This window comes from Citrobacter sp. MGH110 (genome assembly GCF_001037515.1).
In the GTDB taxonomy this organism is placed as follows: domain Bacteria; phylum Pseudomonadota; class Gammaproteobacteria; order Enterobacterales; family Enterobacteriaceae; genus Citrobacter; species Citrobacter portucalensis.
The window spans coordinates 81,975-105,636 of sequence record NZ_KQ089833.1; the positions used below are offsets into that span (position 1 = coordinate 81,975).

28 protein-coding genes are annotated in these 23,662 nt (G+C 51.6%); 13 read left to right on the plus strand and 15 right to left on the minus strand.

What is annotated here, in order from left to right; genetic code table 11:
* Positions 1-45: 45 nt before the first annotated feature.
* Complete coding sequence (locus SK38_RS22445) at positions 46-594, minus strand: helix-turn-helix domain-containing protein (RefSeq protein WP_003825255.1); 549 nt, start codon at positions 592-594, stop codon at positions 46-48.
* 101 nt (positions 595-695) lie between these two features.
* Between SK38_RS22445 and SK38_RS22450 the strand changes: the two genes are divergently transcribed.
* Together SK38_RS22450 and SK38_RS22455 are read left to right on the plus strand one after the other, a co-directional pair.
* On the plus strand, positions 696-1,355 hold the full coding sequence (locus SK38_RS22450; protein ID WP_003825259.1) for an AzlC family ABC transporter permease: 660 nt from the start codon (positions 696-698) through the stop codon (positions 1,353-1,355).
* Entirely contained in the window at positions 1,355-1,678 is a 324-nt protein-coding gene (locus SK38_RS22455; protein ID WP_003825260.1) for an AzlD domain-containing protein, read from the plus strand. Before SK38_RS22450 ends, SK38_RS22455 begins: the two co-directional genes overlap by 1 nt.
* A gap of 42 nt (positions 1,679-1,720) precedes the next feature.
* Here the strand turns inward: SK38_RS22455 and SK38_RS22460 are convergent, their stop codons facing one another.
* Positions 1,721-1,933: a YdgH/BhsA/McbA family protein gene (locus SK38_RS22460; protein WP_003825262.1), complete on the minus strand. Its 213-nt coding sequence runs from the start codon at positions 1,931-1,933 to the stop codon at positions 1,721-1,723.
* A gap of 129 nt (positions 1,934-2,062) precedes the next feature.
* Here SK38_RS22460 and SK38_RS22465 point away from each other — a divergent pair, with 129 nt between their 5' ends.
* A complete protein-coding gene (locus SK38_RS22465) occupies positions 2,063-2,584 on the plus strand; it encodes a Crp/Fnr family transcriptional regulator (protein ID WP_048237091.1) in 522 nt (173 codons plus the stop codon).
* A gap of 58 nt (positions 2,585-2,642) precedes the next feature.
* Positions 2,643-3,149: a YgjV family protein gene (locus tag SK38_RS22470; RefSeq protein ID WP_048237092.1), complete on the plus strand. Its 507-nt coding sequence runs from the start codon at positions 2,643-2,645 to the stop codon at positions 3,147-3,149.
* Here the strand turns inward: SK38_RS22470 and fdhD are convergent.
* Positions 3,116-3,952, minus strand: a complete 837-nt coding sequence (gene fdhD, locus SK38_RS22475) for a formate dehydrogenase accessory sulfurtransferase FdhD (RefSeq protein ID WP_057066657.1) — start codon at positions 3,950-3,952, stop codon at positions 3,116-3,118. The two genes, SK38_RS22470 and fdhD, sit on opposite strands and share 34 nt — an antisense overlap.
* 194 nt (positions 3,953-4,146) lie before the next feature.
* Here fdhD and fdnG point away from each other — a divergent pair, with 194 nt between their 5' ends.
* The 4 genes from fdnG to fdhE are packed head-to-tail and all read left to right on the plus strand — an operon-like array spanning position 4,147 to position 9,670.
* A complete protein-coding gene (fdnG, locus tag SK38_RS22485) occupies positions 4,147-7,197 on the plus strand; it encodes a formate dehydrogenase-N subunit alpha (RefSeq protein WP_100247862.1) in 3,051 nt (1,016 codons plus the stop codon).
* A 12-nt stretch (positions 7,198-7,209) separates the two neighbouring features.
* Entirely contained in the window at positions 7,210-8,112 is a 903-nt protein-coding gene (gene fdoH / locus SK38_RS22490) for a formate dehydrogenase O subunit beta (RefSeq protein WP_003825273.1), read from the plus strand.
* A complete protein-coding gene (fdoI, locus tag SK38_RS22495) occupies positions 8,109-8,744 on the plus strand; it encodes a formate dehydrogenase cytochrome b556 subunit (RefSeq protein WP_003028686.1) in 636 nt (211 codons plus the stop codon). Before fdoH ends, fdoI begins: the two co-directional genes overlap by 4 nt.
* Positions 8,741-9,670, plus strand: coding sequence for a formate dehydrogenase accessory protein FdhE (gene fdhE, locus SK38_RS22500; RefSeq protein WP_003028685.1), 930 nt, complete (start codon positions 8,741-8,743; stop codon positions 9,668-9,670). The genes fdoI and fdhE overlap by 4 nt, the downstream gene beginning before the upstream one ends.
* A 43-nt stretch (positions 9,671-9,713) precedes the next feature.
* Here the strand turns inward: fdhE and nadS are convergent, their stop codons facing one another.
* A complete protein-coding gene (gene nadS / locus SK38_RS22505) occupies positions 9,714-10,001 on the minus strand; it encodes a NadS family protein (RefSeq protein WP_038635893.1) in 288 nt (95 codons plus the stop codon).
* Positions 10,002-10,313, minus strand: a complete 312-nt coding sequence (locus tag SK38_RS22510) for a hypothetical protein (protein WP_048237094.1) — start codon at positions 10,311-10,313, stop codon at positions 10,002-10,004.
* Between the two features lie 220 nt (positions 10,314-10,533).
* On the opposite strand from SK38_RS22510, the gene SK38_RS22515 reads away from it, so the two are divergent.
* From SK38_RS22515 to SK38_RS22525, 3 genes are all read left to right on the plus strand, one after another.
* Positions 10,534-11,442 (plus strand): alpha/beta hydrolase, encoded by a 909-nt coding sequence (locus SK38_RS22515; protein ID WP_048237095.1) that lies wholly within the window; start codon positions 10,534-10,536, stop codon positions 11,440-11,442.
* 64 nt (positions 11,443-11,506) lie between these two features.
* A complete protein-coding gene (locus SK38_RS22520; RefSeq protein WP_003825282.1) occupies positions 11,507-11,749 on the plus strand; it encodes a type II toxin-antitoxin system ParD family antitoxin in 243 nt (80 codons plus the stop codon).
* A complete protein-coding gene (locus SK38_RS22525; RefSeq protein ID WP_003825284.1) occupies positions 11,742-12,029 on the plus strand; it encodes a type II toxin-antitoxin system RelE/ParE family toxin in 288 nt (95 codons plus the stop codon). The genes SK38_RS22520 and SK38_RS22525 overlap by 8 nt, the downstream gene beginning before the upstream one ends.
* A 5-nt stretch (positions 12,030-12,034) precedes the next feature.
* Here the strand turns inward: SK38_RS22525 and fabY are convergent, their stop codons facing one another.
* The 10 genes from fabY to yihU form a co-directional block, all read right to left on the minus strand.
* Complete coding sequence (gene fabY, locus SK38_RS22530; RefSeq protein WP_003825286.1) at positions 12,035-12,976, minus strand: fatty acid biosynthesis protein FabY; 942 nt, start codon at positions 12,974-12,976, stop codon at positions 12,035-12,037.
* Positions 12,977-13,020: 44 nt separating this feature from the next.
* Positions 13,021-13,458, minus strand: coding sequence for a D-aminoacyl-tRNA deacylase (gene dtd, locus SK38_RS22535; RefSeq protein WP_003825289.1), 438 nt, complete (start codon positions 13,456-13,458; stop codon positions 13,021-13,023).
* Complete coding sequence (locus tag SK38_RS22540) at positions 13,455-14,327, minus strand: virulence factor BrkB family protein (protein ID WP_008786998.1); 873 nt, start codon at positions 14,325-14,327, stop codon at positions 13,455-13,457. The genes dtd and SK38_RS22540 overlap by 4 nt, the downstream gene beginning before the upstream one ends.
* Positions 14,321-14,920, minus strand: coding sequence for a glucose-1-phosphatase (gene yihX / locus SK38_RS22545; protein WP_008786997.1), 600 nt, complete (start codon positions 14,918-14,920; stop codon positions 14,321-14,323). Before yihX ends, SK38_RS22540 begins: the two co-directional genes overlap by 7 nt.
* Before the next feature lie 90 nt (positions 14,921-15,010).
* Positions 15,011-15,901, minus strand: coding sequence for an aldose epimerase family protein (locus SK38_RS22550; protein WP_048237096.1), 891 nt, complete (start codon positions 15,899-15,901; stop codon positions 15,011-15,013).
* Between the two features lie 30 nt (positions 15,902-15,931).
* Complete coding sequence (locus SK38_RS22555) at positions 15,932-17,257, minus strand: MFS transporter (protein ID WP_048215206.1); 1,326 nt, start codon at positions 17,255-17,257, stop codon at positions 15,932-15,934.
* 104 nt (positions 17,258-17,361) lie between these two features.
* Entirely contained in the window at positions 17,362-18,795 is a 1,434-nt protein-coding gene (locus SK38_RS22560) for an MFS transporter (RefSeq protein WP_048237097.1), read from the minus strand.
* A 69-nt stretch (positions 18,796-18,864) separates the two neighbouring features.
* A complete protein-coding gene (locus SK38_RS22565) occupies positions 18,865-19,875 on the minus strand; it encodes a zinc-dependent alcohol dehydrogenase (RefSeq protein WP_048237098.1) in 1,011 nt (336 codons plus the stop codon).
* Between the two features lie 31 nt (positions 19,876-19,906).
* Positions 19,907-20,794, minus strand: a complete 888-nt coding sequence (locus SK38_RS22570) for an aldolase (protein ID WP_008786992.1) — start codon at positions 20,792-20,794, stop codon at positions 19,907-19,909.
* Positions 20,795-20,819: 25 nt separating this feature from the next.
* Positions 20,820-21,710, minus strand: a complete 891-nt coding sequence (gene yihU, locus SK38_RS22575; RefSeq protein WP_008786991.1) for a sulfolactaldehyde 3-reductase — start codon at positions 21,708-21,710, stop codon at positions 20,820-20,822.
* Positions 21,711-21,882: 172 nt separating this feature from the next.
* On the opposite strand from yihU, the gene SK38_RS22580 reads away from it, so the two are divergent.
* Together SK38_RS22580 and SK38_RS22585 are read left to right on the plus strand one after the other, a co-directional pair.
* Positions 21,883-22,779, plus strand: a complete 897-nt coding sequence (locus SK38_RS22580; RefSeq protein WP_008786990.1) for a sugar kinase — start codon at positions 21,883-21,885, stop codon at positions 22,777-22,779.
* Between the two features lie 39 nt (positions 22,780-22,818).
* Complete coding sequence (locus SK38_RS22585; RefSeq protein ID WP_048237099.1) at positions 22,819-23,607, plus strand: DeoR/GlpR family DNA-binding transcription regulator; 789 nt, start codon at positions 22,819-22,821, stop codon at positions 23,605-23,607.
* Positions 23,608-23,662: the final 55 nt, after the last annotated feature.

Sequence of the window (23,662 nt, forward strand, 5' to 3'; positions counted from 1 at the left end):
GATAAGGCGTTAACGCGCCGCATCCGGCACAACGCAACAGAACAGTTAGTTCTGCTCAGAAACCAGAATCGCCTGGGTGTCAGGCTCCAGCGCTTTAAAAATATGCGCCCGATCGGCGGGGTAACAAATATAGTCCCCCTCACCTAACTCCTCCGGCGCTTCCGTCAATCCTACCATCGCCTTACCCTGCGTCACGATGATGTGTTCAACCGATCCAGGTGGATGCGGCTGTGAAATACGATCCGCGCCCGGCTGTGTCAGCAGCAGATAGATATCCCGCCGCGCCCCCGGCGGGCAGGCGGCCAGTAAAATGGCCTGATAGTGGGCCTGCTCAGCCACCACCTTTGTTCCTTCGCCGCGACGAATCACCTGCGTTTTTTGTTCCTGCGGCTCCAGCAGGCGAGCAAAGGGAATATCCAACGCCACACACAGCGACCAGAGCGTTTCCAGGCTAGGATTGCCATTGCCCGCTTCCAATTGCGAGAGTGTCGATTTTGCAATCCCTGCGCGACGGGCAATCTCTGCCAATGACAAACCGGTGCGCTGACGTTCACGCACAAGGCTTTTCGCGATCATACTGATGGGCTGGGTCATTCACGACTCCATGTTCTTTATATCGAACGTTTCGTTCGACTTGTAATATTAGCTGGTCGCGTTCATTATAATGGAAATTCGTTCGATATGGCTAAAACGGTATGAAACATTATTTTTCCAGTCTCAAAGGCGACACGATAAAAGCAATTTTTTTAGTCTGTCTGGCCGTCGGCGTAGTCGGCATGTCATACGGCTCGCTGGCGATGGCCTACGGCTTCCCACTGTGGGTACCGTTTGTGCTTTCGATTACGGTACTGGCGGGTGCGTCCGAGTTTATGTTTATCGGTATCGTCGCCAGCGGCGGTAACCCACTGGCGGCGGCGGCTGCCGGTTTACTGGTCAACGCCAGACACGTGCCGTTTGGCGTCACGGTGCGCGATCTGGTGGGCTCCCGGGCTGCGAGTTTCCTCGGCTGTCATATCATGAACGACGAAAGCGTAGTCTTTGGCCTGTCGCAAAAAACGCCCGAACAACGTAAAGCCGCCTTCTGGCTGTGCGGTCTGGGCGTCGCGATTTTCTGGCCTGTTGGCACACTGATCGGCGCGGGCGTCGGCAAACTGCTCCCCGCCCCAGAAACCATCGGTCTGGATGCCGTCTTCCCTGCAATTTTATTAGCCTTAGTGGTCCCGGCCTTTAAAAACCGCACCACGCTGATTCGCGCCTGTAGTGGTGCCGGGTTGTCGCTTGCCGCCATCCCCTTTGCGCCGGTCGGTTTACCTGTTTTGCTCTCACTGTTTGGCTTACTGACGAGGAAAAAATAATGGGCAACATGACGCTGTTTATCGTCGGTATCGCCATGTTATCTCTGGGAACGTATTTAATGCGTTTAGGAGGAGCGAAGCTTGGGAGCCGATTAGCGTTCTCGGAACGCTCGCAGGCGCTGCTTTCCGACGCCGCAACGGTATTACTGTTCTCCGTTGCGCTGGCGACCACCTTTTACGAAGGTGAACACTTCGCTGGCATGGCGCGCGTGCTGGGCGTGGCTTTTGCGGTATTTCTCGCCTGGCGCAAGATGCCGCTAATCGTGGTGATCGTCGCTGCCGCAGTGGTGACCGCATTGCTGCGAATGGCGGGTATAAACTAAAAAAGCGCCTCAAGGGCGCTCTTTCGACAGTACTAAGGTATCTTATTTCAGCAGTTCGGCGGTCATGTGCACGCGGTTACCGGTGTATGCCTGAGTGATTTTGTAATCGCTGGCGCCCGCACGTTCAGCCTGAGCGGCGATTTTTGCTTCAGCGCTTTCCAGCGTAGAACCGGTTGCGGTCACTGTCTGAGCAGCGAAAGAACCGAAAGAAGTAGCCAGAGCGATAACTGCGACAAAAGTTTTGATGCTTTTCATGATATAAACCCTTTAACTTAGTTGTTTGTTTAAGGCACCGTGCCTTGATGTGATAAATAATAGGCTGATATCCGAACAACTGAAAGCGGAAGGATTTGCCAGTCTTATTCAAATTATTTGAGATATAAGATGTTACGTAATCAGGAATCACAATGGCTTGCTGGCAGCCGTAGAAAAACGCAACCGGCGGGTAATTGGTTACTTCGTCAGGGTGAACCACAAAGTAAAATTCATCTTTTACATCATGGTGTGGCTCGTGCGGTTTATCACGCGGACAACGGCGTTGAAAGGGTTAAAGAGTTCTACTTTGCCGGGGAATACTGCTTTCTGTACCTGAACTGGCTAACTAACACACCTGCCGATTACAGCCTGCAAATGATAACCGCGGGAGAAACCACTGAAATACCCTTGGCTTTGCTTGATGCGCCGGAAAATCAGGATATTAAGACTCAGCTACTGGTCCAGCAATTGATCTACAAAGAGAAAAAAGAGCAAATGCTGCTGCTCAATACCCCAGAGCAACGCTATCAGTACGTACAAACACACTTCCCGGACTGGGAGTCACAGCTCACCCAGCGCGATCTTGCCAGCTATATCGGCATTACCCCCGTTAGCCTGTCCCGTATTCGCCAGCGTCTTAACAAAGGTTAACGCCTTACGGTGATGTGTCGATTATTGTCCCGTCACTCTTTAATAGATGGCGACCACAATGAACGCATTTCTTCTTTCTCAGATGCTGGCTGGCATCAGCTTCTTACTGGATATTTCCGCTTTTCATTTTCAACGCCGGGCTATCACTTTAACGCTGCTCACCAGTTCTACGTCTCTGTTAGCTATCCATTTCTATCTTTTGGATCAACACGCTGCGGCTGGGTTAATGATCATTGCCGCATGCCGCTACGCGACAGCCATCGTCACGTTTCACCGCTGGGTGATGTGGGGATTTATGCTGGGGTCGCTGCTGTGTAGCATTTATCTTTGGCAAAATCTGTCGAGTATTTTGCCGCTGATGGGAAGCCTGCTGATGACCTTTGCGTCATTTCAAAAACGCAGCGGAAAATTACGGGGATACACCTTGTGTGGCAGCCTGTGTTGGCTGCTGAACAATGTGATTGTTGGCTCGCCAGTTGCCGTAATCATGGAACTGGCATTTTCCGGCAGTATTCTGGCCGCCTGGTGGCGTCACTGCGCGACCAGACGTTGCGGATGCGTATAGATCGTCGCCCTGCCCGGTTTGCAAAAACCCACCAGCGTCAGGTTACAACGTTCTGCAACTTCCACGGCGAGCGTTGTCGCCGCAGAAACAGCAAACAGGACCTCCACACCGCACATCGCCGACTTCTGCACCATCTCATAACTGGCGCGGCTGGAGACTAATACCGCGCCCTGTTGCCAGGTTTCCCCTTCGATTGCACGTCGTCCCAGCAGTTTATCCAACGCAACATGACGTCCAACATCTTCATGCCCGCCCGCCAGATGACCTGACGGCTGTATCCAGGCAGCCGCGTGCGTGCAGCCTGTCAGTTGCCCCACGGGTTGAAAATCGTTGAGATGTCGTAAAGCGTTATCAAGATTCGCCAGATCGAATGTCTGGGTAAACGGCAGCGGCTGGACCGGCTTGCCAATGTCATTGAGCTGCTCCACGCCACAAACGCCGCAACCGGTGCGACCGGCCAGCGCGCGACGACGCTCCTTCAGCCCCATAAAGCGACGGCTGGACAGTTCAACCTGCACTTCCAATCCGTTGCAGGAAGGCACTACGTCCATTCCGTAGATATCCTGCGGGGACTCAATAATGCCTTCAGAAAGTGAAAAACCCACCGCGAAGTGCTCAAGATCTTTCGGTGATGCCATCATCACCACGTGCGAAATCCCGTTGTATACCAGCGCAACAGGCACTTCTTCAGCTACCTCATCAGGCTGAGGATGTTGCAAATCCTCGCGCTTCCAGAGGGTCAACTGGCGCGATCCTGTCGAAGATGTCACATTCTTGATGTTTTCTTGAATAATCTTATTCACTTTCTTTTAACCATATTGGAACACGCATACCAACATTGTGGTATTCTTTACAAATCCCTCCTGGACGGAGGGAAATTCACCCAATTCTGGACCTTTGCGGTCCCGTCCGCAAAGAAAAATAACAACCACTTCCCTCGCGTTCGCGTTACAGAAAAGCGAAGGGAATGTGACAATGTCGAAACAAGGAGCGAACCATGCAGGTCAGCAGAAGGCAGTTCTTTAAGATCTGCGCTGGCGGTATGGCAGGCACCACGGCAGCGGCACTGGGCTTTGCACCCGGCGTAGCGCTCGCGGAAACACGGCAATATAAACTGCTGCGCACCCGCGAAACCCGTAACACCTGCACTTACTGTTCCGTTGGCTGTGGACTGTTAATGTACAGCCTCGGTGACGGCGCAAAAAACGCCAAAGCATCCATCTTCCATATCGAAGGGGACCCGGATCACCCGGTGAACCGTGGCGCGCTGTGCCCGAAAGGGGCAGGACTTGTGGACTTCATCCACTCCGAAAGCCGCCTGAAATTCCCGGAATATCGCGCACCAGGCTCAGATAAGTGGCAACAGATTAGCTGGGATGAGGCATTTGACCGCATCGCTAAGCTGATGAAAGAAGACCGCGACGCTAACTACGTTGCACAAAACGCTGAAGGCGTAACCGTTAACCGCTGGCTTTCCACCGGAATGCTGTGTGCTTCCGCTTCCAGTAACGAAACCGGCTATTTAACGCAAAAATTCTCCCGCGCGCTCGGTATGCTCGCGGTCGACAACCAGGCACGCGTCTGACACGGACCAACGGTAGCAAGTCTTGCTCCAACATTTGGTCGCGGTGCGATGACCAACCACTGGGTCGACATTAAAAACGCCAACCTCGTCGTGGTGATGGGCGGTAACGCCGCTGAAGCTCACCCGGTCGGATTCCGCTGGGCGATGGAAGCCAAAATTCACAACGGCGCGAAGCTGATTGTTATCGATCCACGCTTTACGCGAACCGCTGCGGTGGCTGATTTCTATGCGCCAATTCGTTCCGGTACTGACATTGCTTTCCTGTCAGGCGTTTTGCTGTACCTGCTGAACAACGAAAAATTTAACCGCGAATACACTGAGGCCTATACCAACGCCAGCCTGATCGTGCGTGAGGATTACGGTTTCGAAGATGGCCTGTTCACCGGCTACGACGCGGACAAACGCAAGTATGACAAAACCAGCTGGAACTACGAGCTGGATGAAAAAGGCTTCGCCAAACGCGATGTCACCCTGCAACATCCGCGCTGCGTGTGGAACCTGCTGAAACAGCACGTCTCCCGCTACACGCCGGACGTCGTAGAAAACATCTGCGGTACGCCAAAGGCCGACTTCCTGAAGGTCTGTGAGTACATCGCAGAAACCAGCGCCAAAGATAAAACCGCGTCGTTCCTGTACGCCCTGGGCTGGACACAACACTCCGTGGGTGCGCAGAACATCCGTACCATGGCGATGATCCAGTTGCTGCTTGGCAACATGGGGATGGCTGGCGGCGGTGTTAACGCCCTGCGCGGTCACTCCAACATTCAGGGCCTGACCGACTTAGGCCTGCTGTCACAAAGCCTGCCAGGCTATATGACGCTGCCAAGCGAGAAACAGACTGACCTGCAAACCTACCTTGCCGCCAACACGCCAAAACCGTTGCTGGAAGGTCAGGTGAACTACTGGGGCAACTACCCGAAATTCTTCGTTTCGATGATGAAAGCCTTCTTTGGCGATAAAGCGACAGCGGAAAACAGCTGGGGCTTCGACTGGCTGCCGAAGTGGGATAAAGGGTACGACGTCCTGCAGTACTTCGAGATGATGAATCAGGGCAAAGTGAATGGCTATATCTGCCAGGGCTTTAACCCGGTCGCGTCATTCCCGAACAAAAACAAAGTTGTGGCTTCACTGTCCAAACTGAAATTCCTGGTCACTATCGACCCGCTCAACACCGAGACCTCCACCTTCTGGCAGAACCACGGTGAGTCAAACGATGTTGATCCGTCGAAAATCCAGACCGAAGTATTCCGTCTGCCGTCCACCTGCTTCGCTGAAGAGAACGGTTCTATCGTTAACTCCGGTCGCTGGCTGCAGTGGCACTGGAAAGGCGCGGATGCCCCGGGGATTGCCGTTACCGATGGCGAAATCCTCGCCGGTATCTTCCTGCGTCTGCGCAAGATGTATGCCGAGCAAGGTGGCGCAAACCCGGAACAGGTGCTGAGCATGACCTGGAACTACTCCACCCCGCACGAACCGGCTTCGGAAGAAGTAGCGATGGAGAGCAACGGTAAAGCGCTGGCCGACATTACCGACCCGGCAACCGGTGCGGTTATCGTCAAGAAAGGCCAACAGCTTAGCTCGTTCGCCCAACTGCGTGACGACGGCACGACCTCCAGCGGCTGCTGGATTTTTGCCGGTAGCTGGACGCCGGAAGGCAACCAGATGGCACGTCGCGATAACGCCGACCCGTCAGGCCTTGGTAATACGCTGGGCTGGGCCTGGGCGTGGCCGCTTAACCGACGCATTCTGTATAACCGCGCCTCCGCTGATCCGCAGGGGAATCCGTGGGATCCAAAACGTCAGATCCTGAAATGGGATGGGGCGAAGTGGAGCGGGATGGATATTCCGGACTACAGTGCTGCCGCACCTGGCAGCAACGTAGGGCCGTTCATCATGCAGCCGGAAGGGATGGGACGCCTGTTTGCTATCGATAAGATGGCGGAAGGTCCGTTCCCGGAACACTACGAGCCGTTTGAAACACCGCTGGGGACTAACCCGCTGCACCCGAACGTTATCTCTAACCCTGCCGCGCGCATCTTTAAAGGTGACGAAGAAGCACTGGGTAAAGCAGATAAGTTCCCGTACGTCGGTACAACCTACCGTCTGACCGAGCACTTCCACTACTGGACCAAGCATGCGCTGCTGAATGCCATCGCTCAGCCGGAACAGTTTGTGGAAATTGGCGAGAAGCTGGCGAATAAGCTCGGTATCTCCCACGGCGATACCGTCAAAGTCTCCTCTAACCGCGGCTACATTAAGGCCAAGGCTGTGGTGACCAAACGTATTCGCACGCTGAAGGCTAACGGTAAGGATATCGACACTATCGGTATTCCGATTCACTGGGGCTACGAAGGTGTGGCGAAAAAAGGCTTTATCGCTAACACGTTAACGCCATTCGTCGGTGATGCGAACACGCAGACGCCGGAATTTAAGTCCTTCCTCGTGAACGTGGAAAAGGTGTAACGGAGACGACCTATGGCTTATCAATCGCAAGACATCATTCGTCGTTCCGCCACTAACGGTTTCACCCCCGCGCCTCAGGCGCGGGACCATCAGGAAGAAGTGGCGAAGCTTATCGACGTCACCACCTGTATCGGCTGTAAAGCGTGTCAGGTGGCGTGTTCTGAATGGAACGACATCCGTGATGAAGTGGGCAACAACGTTGGGGTGTACGACAACCCGGCCGATTTGACCGCCAAATCCTGGACGGTGATGCGCTTCTCGGAAGTGGAACAAAACGACAAACTGGAATGGCTTATCCGCAAGGATGGCTGTATGCACTGCGCCGATCCGGGCTGCCTGAAGGCGTGTCCGGCTGAAGGCGCAATCATTCAGTATGCCAACGGTATCGTCGACTTCCAGTCTGAGCAGTGCATCGGCTGTGGTTACTGCATCGCAGGCTGCCCGTTCGACGTGCCGCGCCTCAATCCGGAAGACAACCGCGTCTACAAATGTACGTTGTGCGTTGACCGTGTTGTGGTCGGGCAAGAACCGGCCTGCGTGAAAACCTGTCCAACCGGCGCCATTCATTTCGGCACCAAAGAGTCGATGAAAACCCTGGCAGGCGAGCGCGTGGCGGAGCTGAAAACGCGTGGTTACGAAAACGCGGGTCTGTACGATCCGGCGGGTGTTGGCGGTACGCACGTAATGTACGTATTGCACCATGCGGACAAGCCAAATCTGTATCACGGCCTGCCGGAGAACCCGGAGATCAGCGCTACCGTTAAGTTCTGGAAAGGCATCTGGAAACCCCTCGCAGCCGTCGGCTTTGCAGCGACATTTGCGGCCAGCATCTTCCACTACGTCGGCGTAGGCCCGAACCGTGCGGAAGAGGAAGAAGACAATCTGCATGAAAAAGACGACGAGGTGCGCAAATGAAACGACGTGACACCATCGTGCGCTACACGGCGCCGGAACGCATCAACCACTGGATCACCGCCTTCTGCTTCATTCTGGCGGCGGTGAGCGGGATGGGCTTTCTCTTCCCGTCTTTTAACTGGCTGATGCACATCATGGGCACTCCACAACTGGCGCGAATTGTGCACCCGTTTGTCGGCGTGATCATGTTTGCCTCGTTTATCATCATGTTTTTCCGTTACTGGCACCACAATCTAATCAATCGGGATGATATCTTTTGGGCGAAGAATATTCGTAAGATTGTCGTCAACGAGGAAGTAGGTGACACGGGACGTTATAACTTCGGCCAGAAATGCGTATTCTGGGCGGCGATTATCTTCCTGGTCCTGTTGCTGGTGAGCGGAGTGGTCATCTGGCGTCCGTATTTTGCGCCTGCTTTCTCAATCCCGGTGATCCGATTCGCGTTAATGCTGCATTCATTTGCCGCAGTAGCGTTAATTGTGGTTATCATGGTGCACATTTACGCCGCCCTTTGGGTGAAAGGCACCATTACCGCGATGGTGGAAGGATGGGTTACCAGTTCATGGGCGAAGAAACATCACCCACGCTGGTACCGTGAAGTCCGCCAGAAACAGGAAAAGTCATCTGAATGAGTATTCGCATAATCCCGCAAGATGAGCTGGAGAAGAGCGAGAAACGCACGGCGGATATGATTCCGCCGTTATTATTCCCCAGACTCAAAAATTTGTATAACCGCCGCGCTGAGCGCCTGCGCGAGCTGGCCGAGAACAACCCGCTGGGCGATTATCTGCGCTTTGCCGCGCTGATCGCACACGCGCAGGAAGTGGTGTTGTACGACCATCCGCTGCAGATGGATCTGACCGCTCGCATCAAAGAAGCGAACGATCAGGGCAAACCGCCGCTGGATATCCACGTTCTGCCACGCGACAAGCACTGGCAAAAACTGCTGCAGTCGTTAATTGCTGAGCTGAAACCAGAAATGAGCGGTCCTGCGCTTGCCGTGATCGAAAATCTGGAAAAAGCCTCAGAGCAGGAACTGGAGCTGATGGCCAGCGCGCTGTTTGCCTCTGATTTCGCCTCCGTAAGCAGCGATAAAGCACCGTTTATTTGGGCTGCCCTGTCGCTCTACTGGGCGCAGATGGCAAGCCTGATCCCCGGCAAAGCCCGTGCGGAATACGGTGAACAGCGTCAGTACTGCCCGGTGTGTGGTTCAATGCCGGTCTCCAGCATGGTGCAAATCGGTACCACTCAGGGGCTGCGTTATCTGCACTGCAACCTGTGTGAAACCGAGTGGCACGTGGTACGCGTGAAATGCAGCAACTGCGAGCAAAGCCGTGATTTGAACTACTGGTCGCTGGATAACGAACAGGCGGCAATTAAAGCTGAAAGCTGCGGCGACTGTGGGACTTACCTGAAGATTCTCTATCAGGAAAAAGACCCTAAAGTTGAAGCCGTGGCTGACGATCTCGCTTCACTGATGCTGGACGCGCACATGGAGCAAGAGGGCTTTGCCCGCAGCTCCATCAACCCGTTCCTGTTCCCAGGTGAAGGGGAGTAAGTTTTAAGATCTTCCCCCGGCAATTGAACCAAACTGCCGGGGATTATCTTAGTGCCTGAATGACATGTTTTGGATCATTGGCAATAGCACGTAACAACGCTTTTGCTGGACCGGTCGGTGAACGACGCCCTTGCTCCCAATTTCGCAACGTATCCACGCTTACCGATATCAAATCTGCGAAACGAGTCTGTGATAATCCTGAAGACTGGCGAATTTCCTTTATTTTCATGGCGTCAATATGAAAGGTACGGGAAGGTTGTCGCGTTCCTTCAGCGATCTCATTCATCTGAACCATACTTTGAGTTAATCGCTCAAATAGTGCCTTATCCATTTACCACCTCTCATTCAACATACGCAGCAGCACTTTTTCTTGTGGAGTCAGATCATCCTTGATCCCTTTCTGATAAATCAGCAACAATCGAATTTGTGATTTTCTGATTTGATGAAAGTAAATAATCCTCACACCGCTACGTTTGCCTTTCCCTCGCGCTCTCCAGCGAACCTTTCTCAGTTCGCCCGTTTCTTGTATCAGATCGCCACAATCTGGCTGAATCGCAAGGAATATTTGTAATCTACGGTATTCATCATCATCCAGTAATTTTTTGACGTCTTCAGTGAAGATTTCCGTTTCTATGAATAGCATTTTGAGTACGCCATTGGACTATATTAATAGAAATTAACTATACGTCAATGGCGTATAGTACATTTTCCTCACAATACAAAATTCAAACAGCAGAAACCAATGACGGTATTTAATCTGCGAACCGCTTTCCAAAATCATAACCACCCCCATTTTTCCCATTTTCATTCTTAGTTATCCAGGTTATAAACCTGTATATCCATACAGATAAGGAGATGTGAAAATGGCACTGGAAAGCGGGATTGCACAGCTGGTTGAGGCATTTATCGCGGCGGGACGCCCTTCTTCGCGCGAGCAGAATATTGATGACCGGAGAGCAGGCTACATCGCCAGCACGGTCCTGGCCGGAGACACTGAAACCCGCGTACAGGTTGAAGATATTGAACTCGATGCCATGATGTTTCGCGTAGTTTCGCCGCGGGGCAGCACAGGAAATCTCCCCTGCGTTATCTATTATCACGGCGGCTGCTTTGTCAGCGGCGGATTTACCACACATGATAACCAGCTAAGGCAACTCGCCTGGTACAGCGGCTGTCGGGTCATTGCGGTGCAGTATCGCCTCGCACCAGAGCATATCTTCCCGGCAGCACATAACGATGCTGAATCGGGGGCCAATATTATCTGGAAGTATGCCAAGAAACTGGGAGTAGACCGGGACAACATTACGCTGGCTGGCGACAGCGCTGGCGGGCATCTGGCGCTGGTCACCGCACTACGCCTGAAAGCTACCAGGCAATGGCAACCTGCGCAGCTTATGCTGATCTACCCGATGCTGGATGCAACCGCCAGCTTTGCGAGCTATGACCATAATGGACAGGATTACATTATCACCCGCGACACGCTGCTGTCGGGCTACGAGATGTATATGCCGCAAACCGATCCACTGCATCCCGAAGTCAGCCCGCTCTGGCGCGAAGACTTCAACGGTTTACCGCCCACGCACATCATTACAGCTGAATTCGACCCACTGCGAGATGAAGGTGAGGCCCTGTATCAACGGTTCCAGGAGCAGGGCGTGGATTGCACCTGCCAACGCTATCTCGGTGTTATCCACGGATTTTTCCAGCTATCAGGGGTGAGTCAAGCGGCACGAAGCGCAATGCGGGATGTTGCCTGGCGGCTAGGTCAGTAAGGTTGTTCATGTTTTCGTCCACGGGTGCTATCTTGTGTGAATAGATAACACAAAGGACAAACCTATGCCCAGAACTACCAGCATTACGATTGGCGAGCATCTCGATCGTTTTATTAACGAAATGATTGAAAGTGGGCGCTATGGTTCCACCAGCGAAGTTGTCCGTTCGGCATTACGTTTACTGGAAGAACAAGAATTGCGAAACAACGCATTACGCGATGCGCTGGAGGATGGGATACACAGCGGCACAAGTGACCTGACTCTACAGGAGGTCGCGCACAGGAAAAAGCGCAGTCTGAATGTATAAACTCTCTAATCAGGCAGTCGAAGATTTTGAATCTATCTATGAATACACCTGGAGAAAATTCGGTTATCAGCAGGCGGATAAATACACGACTGAAATGGAACAGCTTTTTTTACTGTTAGAGAAAAACGCTTTGATGGGACACAACTGTTCTGCGATTAAGGAAGGTACCCGTCAATACAATCATCGACAGCATGCGATTTTTTATCAAAATGCGGATTATGGCATTTTCATAATCCGCATTTTACATCAGCAAATGAACCCAATATTACATTTCAGCTAGAGGACTTACTCTTCCTCGTTCCCGCCTTCTTCATATGCGCCAAACGGTTTTGCGGGTAGCACAATGTAAGTGCCTTCAAACACCACGCCCGGCGTGTCGTCGCCAAATACCCCGACCTGCATCTGAACGCGCGCCTTACGACCTCTTGCCAGACGATCCAGGTCTCCGCTCAGCGAGCCCAGATCGGCGATAGCTGTAGGTTTCCCGGTGATCGGCCTGCTGTACCGTATATGCGCGTCAGCAAGGATTATCGTCCCGCCGAGATGACGCTCGCGTAGCATCAGCCAGATTAGCCCCCAGCCCGTTAGCGTCGCCAGTGAAAACAGGCTCCCGGCAAACAGCGTATGGTGCGGGTTCTGATTGCCCGTCTCGGGCATCGTGGTGATAAATTTCTGCCCGGTATATTGCTGAATGCGCACACCCATTTTCTCACTCAATGGAATATGTTCGTACCAGGCTTGCTGTAGCTGTCCGCACCAGTCCCCGCGATGGAGAATGTCGTCCAGCGTCGCGATGGGTTTAATCATCAAAAAGTGACGCACCGGCGTGGTTTGCGGCGTAGTGATTTCTCCCTGGCTCACAAACCCCAGCTTGGCGAAAAATTCGACCGCATCTTCACGGGCGCTACAGGTTACGCGCTTTACCCCTTCCTGACGCGCCACAGACTCCAGGGTCATCGCCATCAGCGTGCCCAACCCTTTCTCCTGCACGGAGGGGTCAACGGCCATAAAGCGTATGGAGGCTTCGTTATCCGCATTGATGTACAGACGTCCTACTGCGACCAGATTCCCCTCTTCGTCCACCACCATCTGGTGATGCGCCATCGCATCCCAGGCATCCCGTTCGGAGCCTTTAGGCTGGTGCAACGGTTTACGCAGCATCTCCCAGCGAAACTGGTAGTAACGCTCCAATTCTTCTTCTGTTTGCGGTACTCGAAGGTGATACATCGTCGTATTCTCTCTTGTTGTCCGCGGCCACACCGGTAGCTGGTTCATACTTGTAACCAGAACGTCACGGGGCCATCATTAACCAGTGAAACCTGCATATCCGCAGCGAATCGACCGGTTTGCGTATTCATTTCCTGTTGGCGGCAACGCTCAACAAAGTACTCATACAGCGCCTCTGCACGATCGGGCGCAGCCCCTTTTGAAAACCCCGGGCGCATGCCGCGTTCGGTATCTGCCGCCAGCGTGAACTGTGAAACCACCAGCACGCTGCCCCCTGACTGCTGCACGTTAAGGTTCATTTTGCCTTCGGCATCGCTAAAGATTCGATAGCCGAGTACGCGCTCGCACAGGCGGTTCGCTTTCTGTTCGTCATCATCCCTTTCGACACCTAACAGGACCAAAAGTCCTGGGCCAATTTCACCCGTCACCTCGCCCTCCACGGTGACGCTGGCACGGGTTACGCGCTGAATTAATGCAATCATGGTTGCTCTGCTTCTTCTTGTTCTGCGGCTTGTTTAAGTTTGCGGTATTCCCCGAGAGTGACAGTTATTTCCGCGCCTAGCAAGACGATACACCAGGTCCAGTATACCCAGACGAATAAAATGGGGATCACAGCCAGGACACCGTAAATGAGCTGATAAGACGGGAACATCGTGATATAGAGCGCAAATCCTTTCTTTCCGGTTTCGAACAACACAGCGGCCACAAAGGCGCCAATAACCGCATCACGGTTAGGTACACGTGTAGTCGGTACGATGCTGTAAAGCAGCCAGAAAGAGAGCCAGGAGAGCACCAGCGGGAAAATACGCAGGACGTTATCGATCACCGTATTGAGATCGCTGGCCCAGCGCAATGACAACAGATAAGAGCTGATCGCCAGACTAGCCCCCGCCAGCAGCGGCCCCAGCGTTAAAATCATCCAGTAGACGGCGAAAGAGTAAACTTTGGGGCGAGTACGCTTGCTGCGCCAGATAGTATTCAGCGCGTTATCAATGGAATACATCAGTAATAGCGCTGTCACAATCAGCCCGCACGCCCCAACGGCCGTCATTTTGTTCGAGTTGGCAACGAATTGTTCGATATAACGCTGAATGACATCTCCCGTCGCCGGGATAAAGTTTGCGAAAATGAAATGACGTAGCTGGACGCTGACGTCAGAAAACATCGGAAATGCAGCGAAAAGCGCAAAAACTACGGCAATAAGCGGCACTAATGAGAGCAATGAGACATAGGCAAGATTCCCTGCCAGCGTCGTCATGTTGTCCTCATCAATCCGCTGCCATAGTAGCTTCAGCCAGGCCCGAACAGGACGCGTATGGTGCCTGGCTTGTTGCTGAACATTTTTTAGCATAGCAACTTCGCGAAATAGTCCGGAATGGTCGTTTTATCGACAACCTGGATGCTGGTAATCCCTAACCGATTAGCCCCTTCAATATTATCGGCGTTGTCGTCGAAAAATACCGCCTCATGCGCAGAAAAACCTTCAGACTGCAGGACATGCTGGTAAATCCGCGCTTCCGGTTTACGCATGCCAAGATCCTGGGAAAGGTAAATATGGTCAGCAGCCTGACGGATTTCGGGGTATTCGTCCGGCCAAAACGTCGTGTGCAGACGGTTAGTATTCGACAAGACGACCACCCGATGCCCCTGCTCACGCAGCTTTTGCATGATGTCGATGACTTCAGGACGCAAGGCAACAAAAACGGCCTGCCAGCCGTGGGAGAACTGCTCATAGCTTAGCGGTAGCGCCATGTCATGACATAGCGCTTCGGCAAAGGCTTCATCCGTTATTTCACCTCGCTCGTGCTGGTGAAAAGCCTCTCCCATGGTGAAACTTTGCTTTAACGAAGCCAGCGGTACACGGCTCAGATCGCTCCAAGTACCTAACACGCGATTGAAGTCGATATCGACAATCACATTACCCAAATCAAAGATATAGAGCATGCCCTTCTCCTTATTCGCCGTGGATGAATAACTGTAGCGGGAAAGGAGAAGTTTGACTATGAGTCCCTGTCGGGATTATTGGCTAAGCCATCAGAATTCCTGTGTAAATTGCCAGCGCGACTCAATCACCAACGGAAGACCTGCACTGACAAACTGCGGTGTCCTATTTATCGCATTTGGCGCCTGAGTAAGCGGATTGACACATGTTGCGTCGGGCTGTTTGTCAAAAACGACCAGGCTTTGCGCACTCGATGTCATCGTCATACTCAGCTTACCTGGCCACTGTAATCTGATATTGAGACCATCATTAAAACCAAAGCAGTCATCCCACGGGCCTGATTGTGGGGGGATTTTATTACCTGTTGGTAACTCATTATTCCCGGCTTCTTCCTGCCAGTCGGCCTTAAAACATACCAATAATTCATCTTCTTCATTCTGCTGGCCCAGTTGTTTTGCAAACCAGGGGTGCCATCCAGCAGATGCCGGAAAAGTTTCAGACATGGTGTGAATTTCAAGTCGCAGAATTAACGCATCGTCTTCAAGAGTCAGCGTCTGCAGGACCTCTCCTTGCCAGGGCCAGGGAGCGCCCAGTGGCATGCGCAGTTTCAAGGTATCCGCTTTATGTTCGACAATTTCCCATGATGAATAACAGGCCATACCATGTAGAGCATGAGGCGGTTTGTTAGCAGGTAATACGTACTGGTTCTCCCCCACGGTCAATGTTGCATCGCCAAGGCGGCCTGCCCAAGGAACCATAGGAAAGCAGCCATACTGAAATGCTTTACGCTGTGGCTCCCATTGACGTAACACTTCAAAACCAAACGCCTGAAGCGAGGTGATTCTGGCACCATCGCGCGGAAAAATTTGCAGACGTAGATGTCCTTTTTCCAGAAAAATGGGTTGGCCGATCGGTCCCGGCCAGGCGGTATCAAAAGCACGTTGTAATGCTTGATAATGCTCAGTATTCAATTCATTGTTCATGTTATTGCTCTCTGATATTTCGGTAAGAAGTTAAATGTTATTAGCGTCATTTTTATTGTCTGAATGTGGCTCGATAAGCCAGACGCAAATGAATGAAAGTATTGAGATAACAAACAGAAACAGTGCTACATACCACGGTTTCCCGCCTCCCAGCGCCAACAAGCTGGAGGCAATGAGCGGGCTTAACCCACCCAGAATTGCTGAGAACTGATAGGCAAAGGAAAGACCCGTATAGCGCACTCGTGTTCCGAACATACGGGTAAATAAGGTGGGTTGTACTGCAAACATCATCGTTGGCCCCAGGTTATAGCCAAGGATCATGCAGCACCAGATGATAAGTGTGCTTTTCGTATCCAGCAGCAGGAAGAATGGAAATGCAAAAAGGATGCAAAAACCAGCGCCAAATAAATACATCTTCCGTTGCCCAACGCGGTCAGAGATCCAACCAATTAATGGACAACACACAATGCCAATTGCTGAGGCGATTAGCATGCCGTTGAGTGGAATATCCCTTGATAATGCCAACTGGCTGGAAATATAGACAATACCAAAGGCATTAATGATGTTCGACGAAACGCTCTCCGCTAGCCTGGCCCCTAGCGCCAACAGAATATTCCGTGGATGCTTACGGAAAAGTTCAATCAACGGTGGTGCTGATTGTTCCTGTGAGACAGCCGTTTTTTGTTTTTTAAAATCCAGTGTTTCTTCAGTATGTAACCGTATGAACATCCCAACAATTAACATGATGGCAGATAGCCAAAAAGGGATACGCCATCCCCAGGCCAGAAACTCTTCCTGGGTCAGGAAGTGATTGCATAATGCAAACACCCCTGTCGCCAGCATAATCCCAACTGAGGCTGCCGTTTGTGGGAGCGAACCTAAAAACCCGCGCTTCGCCTCAGGCGCAGATTCAATAGTCATCAATGCAGCCCCGCCATATTCCCCACCCAGACCGAACCCCTGAACCAGGCGCAGAACCATCAATATAATCGGGGCCCAGATCCCAATATCCTGGTATGTTGGAATGAAACCGATTAAAAACGTTGAGGAACCAACTATCGCTAACGTCCAAATCAACGTTATTTTGCGACCGACTTTATCGCCAAAGTGGCCAAAAACAATGCCTCCAAGCGGACGTGACAGAAAACCCACACCAAAGGTGGCGAATGCGGCGATTAAACCAATAAAAGGATCGCTATCAGGGAAAAACAGGGGAGCAAAGACTAGCCCTGCCGCCGTTCCGAAAATAAAAAAATCGTACCATTCCATCAACGCGCCAGCGAAACTGCCCATGACAACGCGTCTCATGGCTTTGCCGGATAGCTCTTTCCCTGGTACATGTTCTATTTCAGCCATAATTTTCCTCTCCGGGTCGGCGAGAAATCTGCGCAATAAAATCACTAAAAAAGCGGCGGATTTATACGAAAAAGCGCGTCGACATGTTGCGACGCGCTTGCTTGTTATTTATCCAACTCAGCCAGTACTTCAGCGTCTTCAGCGTCAACGTTTGCACCAAGTGGTTCCCACTTAATCAACACGCATGTCAGGAAGCCGAGAAAAGGAACAATTGCCAGCCAATAAAACGCTTCTGTCTTTAATGCACCCCACAACATAGGCCAGAAAATAAGTCCGGCAATCGCCCCAGTACGCATAATTGCACGAGCAAATCCTACGCCTGTCGGGCGAATAGATGGCGGATAAGAAAGTGTGGCAATGGTCATTCCCAGGCCGCCCGGGCCCGCTGAATGGAAGAAAATGATTGCGCCCAACAAACCTAAAGAAAGCCATGGGTTGGTGGTTGCTAATGCACCTAAAGCCAGTAATGCAACCGTTACGACGGCGAAACCATACATCGACTGAAGGCGAGTTCCCAAACGCTGGAGGATAAGAGAACCAATCAATCCACCTGTAATGCCACACAGGGCATTCACTACCGCAGAACCGCTAAGAGCCCCGGTTAATCCACCGCTCAGTATTCCCGCCAAAGTCAGCGGTAAATAAACACCCACGGCGTTATATTGCCAGGCTTGCATCGTCGCCACAACGCAGCCGAGAATAGTGCGTTTGCGATAACGTGAGTTAAATAAAATCCCATAGCCGCCATGAAACTTACTTTCTGTCTTTTCAGCAGAAAAATCATCGTCTTTTGGTTTGGCAGCAACGCGAGCATGAACCCCATAGCGTTTAGCCAGAATATCGCAGGCTTTATCATAACGTCCGACTCGTGCGGCCCACATTGCAGACTCACCGATGAAGAAATAACGCAGAATCATGATAATGACGGCAAAAATAGCACCAATGAAAATACCATAGCGCCATAATTGCTCTTCCGCGATACCCGACAACAACAGTGGAAGCAGCACAAGATAGACGACCGTAGTTGATACATACCAGGCCATTTGCCAAAGGTTAACCGACGAACCGGTTTTCTTAGATGTTGAGCCGCGTAGCTCTGCCACCGCATTTGTTGCCAGCGGGAAATCAATACCCAAGCCAAATCCCATGATTACGCGACACACCAGCACCCACCAGATGTTCGGGGCTATCGCGACAGCTGCGGCACCTATTGTGCACAGGCCCATTCCGATGATAAATGCACGCTTTTGACCAAAGCGGTTAATCACACGGTTCGCCAGTAATCCACCAATCAGGGCGGCGACTAAAACAGAGGCGTTAACCGTCGCCGCCAGCCCCGGTGAAATACCAAATTGCAATGCGATATATTTATTACCAAAACCCACCATCGCCGCCTGATAGGCATCAATTAGAATGCCACCAAGAGCGATAAAAATGACGCCAACACTGGTGTTTACTGCTGAATGTTTATTAACAATATCAATCACGTCCTGGGGACGACCGATCGAGTAAGGTGTAGGACTGGTGATGTGACTCATCGCAGCATCCTTTTTCATTGTTGTAGGATGGCGCTACCCTTAAGCAGCGCCAGACAGAGGGTTACAGCATCAAACCTCAGCAAATTGCAGCATGACTTTTATAGAGTCATTTTGCTGCGCACGTTCAAACGCCTTATCCGCATCTTCGACAGGGAAGAGATCGGTCACCAGTTCGCTGGTGTCAAACCGCCCATCCGCAAGCCATTCAATCACGGCATCGAAGTCTTCCGGGATGTACATGCCGGAATTCAACAAATCGCGTTCAAAGCGCTGCATCATCGGAAGAGGAATTTCACGTGGGCCACTCGGTACCCCCATGCACACTACCGTTCCGCCAGCATAAACATGGGTAAATGCATCATTCAGCGTGGCCTGGGCGGCAACAACATCAATTGCCCCCGTAAAACGGACCTGTGCATCCAATTCCCCCGGAGCCCAGACTTCCGTGGCACCTAGCTTTAACGACAACGCGCGCTTGGCGGCATCAGGCTCGATGACGGTGATCTTTCCCGCGCCCATGATGCGCAATGCTTGAACGATGGATAAACCAATTGTCCCTGCACCAATCACTAATACACTTTCCAATGACGCTTTCGGCATACGGCTCACGCAATGACGCGCGCAGGCTGCGGGCTCAGCGAAAGCCAGTGCTTTTAGTGGTAACGAAGCAGGTGCAACATGGCAGTTTCGTGCAGGTACAATGTGCTGCGAGCGGGCAAAACCCGGCGCCCGGAAGCCAGCAACCTGTGGAGGTTCACACAGATTAAAGCGACCCGCTTTACAAGTACGACACTCCATGCAGGCCATAATTGGGTCGACTACGACATGATCGCCCGGCTTAACATTCGTTACTTCACTGCCCACTTCAGTTACGCGTGCCGCAATTTCATGTCCAGGCACAACCGGAGGTTTTGCAAATGGGTGTCCTCCTTTCAGTACATGCAGATCAGAGCCACATATTCCGTAAAACACCGGAGCAATGCGGACTTCTTGCGGTTTAAGTTCCTGGTGCGGCAGCTCAACATATTGGGTGGTCACCTTCCCAATATCAGAAAATAGAACTTGGGTAATCTTATCCATGGTTCTTCTCCAGATTCGTTAAAATGGGTGATTAACGCTGAGAAATCCCTTCATCGACGATTTCTGCCAGGCGTTGTAAGCGTGGAACCGACACATCACGCAACATTGTTTGCGGATCTTGAGCACCAACAACCGATGCCCAAACGGCACGCCCTGCCAGGAATCCGGAAGCTCCACCCTTCATGGCGATACGGACCGCGCGGCCAAAAATGTCCGCATCAACACCAGAAGAGAGAATGACCCACGGCATTTTCATTTGTTCATGCAACTTTTGACACGCAGCAAGTAGGGTCTGTTCATCACCTTTGCCGCCTAATGGCATTTCAGCTTTATAGAGGTCAGCATCGGTGCAGCCGAGTTCAGCCGCTGCGGCAACGATGGCGCTTTCCCGGTCAAATTCCCAGCCACGACGAGGAGGACGAACGACCGGCTCAATGATGCTGACCAGCCCTGCGCTACGACAGCGTTGAACAAACTCAGCCACCATAGCCAAACGTTCTTCTGCGGGTTCATCTTCACGCCACAGCACTAACAACTTCATGGCTTTCGCACCCATTTCGCGGGCTTTATGCGGATCAATTGCTCTGTCAATTTCGACACTATCAACCGGAATACCATTACCCGGAACAAAATGGTCAGCCGCCACAATCAGTCCACATGAATCAGCGACTGCACCTTGAGAGACAATCTGATCGAGACAAAATTGTTTATCTGCCAGAACCGCTGAAGCGTAGGGAGACAGAATTTGTGTTGCTGCAACTTTAAAATCAGTCAATACGCTGTCGGCAACAGGTTTAGGATGTCCAGACGCTGCAAACATCAGACGCATTGCTTCACGCTGATCAACGGCCAGCATGGCAAATCCACCGCCAGGGCGAGAAATATCTTTCAGCGTGTATGGGGTATTGTGGGAAGACATAATAACTCCTGTAACTGTTTAAAATTTAGAGTGAATCTGGTCGGCCAGCCTGCTGACGAACCTGAGATAACAGCGCACTCCAGTCCTGACGGCCTCGACCGTTCTCGCTGGCACGGGTGTAATAGGTTTCTGCTGCAATGCCCATATTGAGCGGCGCACCGGTCTGACTAGCGACATCGACGGCAATACGCAGGTCTTTCAACGCGAGGTCCACCATGAATGCCGGAGAAAGGTCTCCTTTAAGTACCTTGCCAGGCCAGGTTGTCGTAAAGTGCCCCTTGCCTGCGGCAGTACCGCTCATGACCTTAATGGCCACATCAAGGCTCAAACCCAATGATTCGCAAAGAACAGCGGCTTCCGCTGACAAGGCGTTCAGCGCAATACTCATATAGTTATTGATGAGCTTTACGCGGATCCCCATACCGGGACCGCCAGCTTCCACCAGCTCATTCCCCATACACATCAGCACAGGGCGAGCACGTTCAACCTGTTCAGGCGTTCCGCCAGCAAGAATCAGCAGCGTGCCGTCAATCGCGTTAACTGACGTCCTGCCCACGGGGGCATCCATCATGCTGATGCCTTTCTCTTTCATCTCATGAATCAACTCATCGGTCTGCAATGGATGAATCGTGGACATGTCAATAACCAGGGCATTGGGGGACAGGCCTTCGCTGACGCCATCTTTACCCAGCAGAACTTGCCGAACGATGTCGCCATTTGGCAGCATAGTGATTATGAATTCGGCACCTTTAGCGGCTTCAGCGGGTGTTTGAGCAGCAGTCGCACCTTTTTGTACTAATTCATTGACTGCCTGTTGGTTTACGTCGAACACACGCAAAGCATGTCCCTTTTGCAACAGATTATTAGCCATTGGGCTGCCCATCTGGCCCAAGCCCAAAAATGCAACGGTTGTCATGAATGCTCTCCTGTGTCAGGTTGACAAAATAATTACAATTAAAAACTCGTTTTCGTCTGTTTTTGAGCATATTTGTAATTTATGACTAAAAACAAGACACGCGTCACTAATTTGATCATTTATGTCATTAAAATGAACAAAAGAAGACAAGATCACACAGGACTAACCAAATATGACCAGAATTGCATGTGTTGGAATCACCGTTCAGGACCGTATTTATTCTCTGAACAACCTGCCCGATGGCGGGGGAAAATATCAGTCAAATCAATATCTGGAGACAGGTGGCGGCCCGGCGGCAACAGCAGCTGTCGCCATTGCCCGGCTTGGTATTGACGTTGATTTTATAGGCCGTGTAGGCGATGACAGTTGTGGGAATACCTTGCTTAACGAGCTTCAGAGCTGGGGGGTCAATACGGCGTTCTGCCGGCAATACCCGAACTCCCGTTCATCCCAGTCCGCAATTTTGGTCGACCAGCATGGCGAACGCATTATCGTGAACTATCCAAGCCCGGATCTCGATACGGATGCAAGGTGGCTGGAGTCGATTGATTTTTCCCGTTATGACATCGTTCTGGCCGATGTACGTTGGCATGAAGGGACGTTGAAATCCTTCGAACTGGCACGTGCCGCCGGAGTTCCAACGCTGTTGGATGCCGATATGACACCACAAGATATAACCCCATTGGTGGCGCTTGCCGATCATGCCGTTTTTTCAACTCCAGGTCTGAAGAGAATGACCGGGCAAGATGATGCACAACAGGCACTTAAACTGGCCGCTGAGCAAACCAATGGTAAAGTGTACGTTACGCTTGGCGGCGAAGGGTCACTATGGATCGAAAATGGTCATATGTGTCAACAGACTGCATTTTCTGTCAATGTTGTGGATACAACCGGTGCAGGCGATGTTTTCCATGGTGCAATGGCAGCAGCTCTTGCAGAGCAAATGCCGACTGACCAGGCGATTCGCTTCGCAAGTGCGGTGGCGGCGATGAAATGCACTCAGGCGGGCGGACGAGCCGGAATTCCTAATCGTGCGCAAACCGAATCATTTTTGTCACTTTATGCGTAAAATAGCCAACAATTACGGGGAAGAAGTCCAGGAGTATTCATGAGCATCATTGAAGTCACCGGTAATCCGCGACACGATCAACTTGTTCATTACATTACAGAACGCGGCTATATGAATATCGAAGAGCTCGCACAATTGCTGGACGTGTCCACGCAAACCGTGCGCCGGGATATTCGTAAGTTAAGCGAACAGGGCTTGATCACCAGACATCATGGTGGAGCCGGACGTGTATCCAGCGTCATGAATACCGCCTTTGAACAGCGAGAGTTGTCCCTTACCCAGGAAAAAGAAGCGATAGCGGAAGCGGTTGCTGATTATCTTCCTGAACGCTGTACGGTATTTATTACCATTGGTACAACGGTGGAAGCCGTCGCACGAGCTTTGCTGAACCGTCGGGATCTTCGCATCATTACTAACAGTCTTCGTGTTGCGCAGATCTTATATAAGAATCAAGATCTTGAGGTTATGGTGCCCGGTGGAACGTTACGTGCTCATAATGGCGGTATTGTTGGCCCAGGAGCAGTGAACTTTATTGAAGGATTTAGAGCCGACTATTTGATTACCAGTATTGGTGCCATCGAGGAAGACGGCACACTATTGGAATTTGACGTTAACGAAGCGCTTGTCGCCAAAACGATGATTAAGCATGCACGTAATACGCTGTTAGTTGCTGATCATACTAAGTTTACCGCCTCAGCCGCTGTATCCATCGGTAATATGCGTAAAATTCGGGCATTTTTTTCCGATTCCCAGCCACCAAATTCATTCAAGCAATTGCTTGATTTAGAAAATATTGAGCTAGTCATTGCAGAGCAGGAAACGACCTGATCTTTTAGATAAAAAAAGCCGCTGATAATCAGCGGCTTTTTTGTGCTTACCTGAA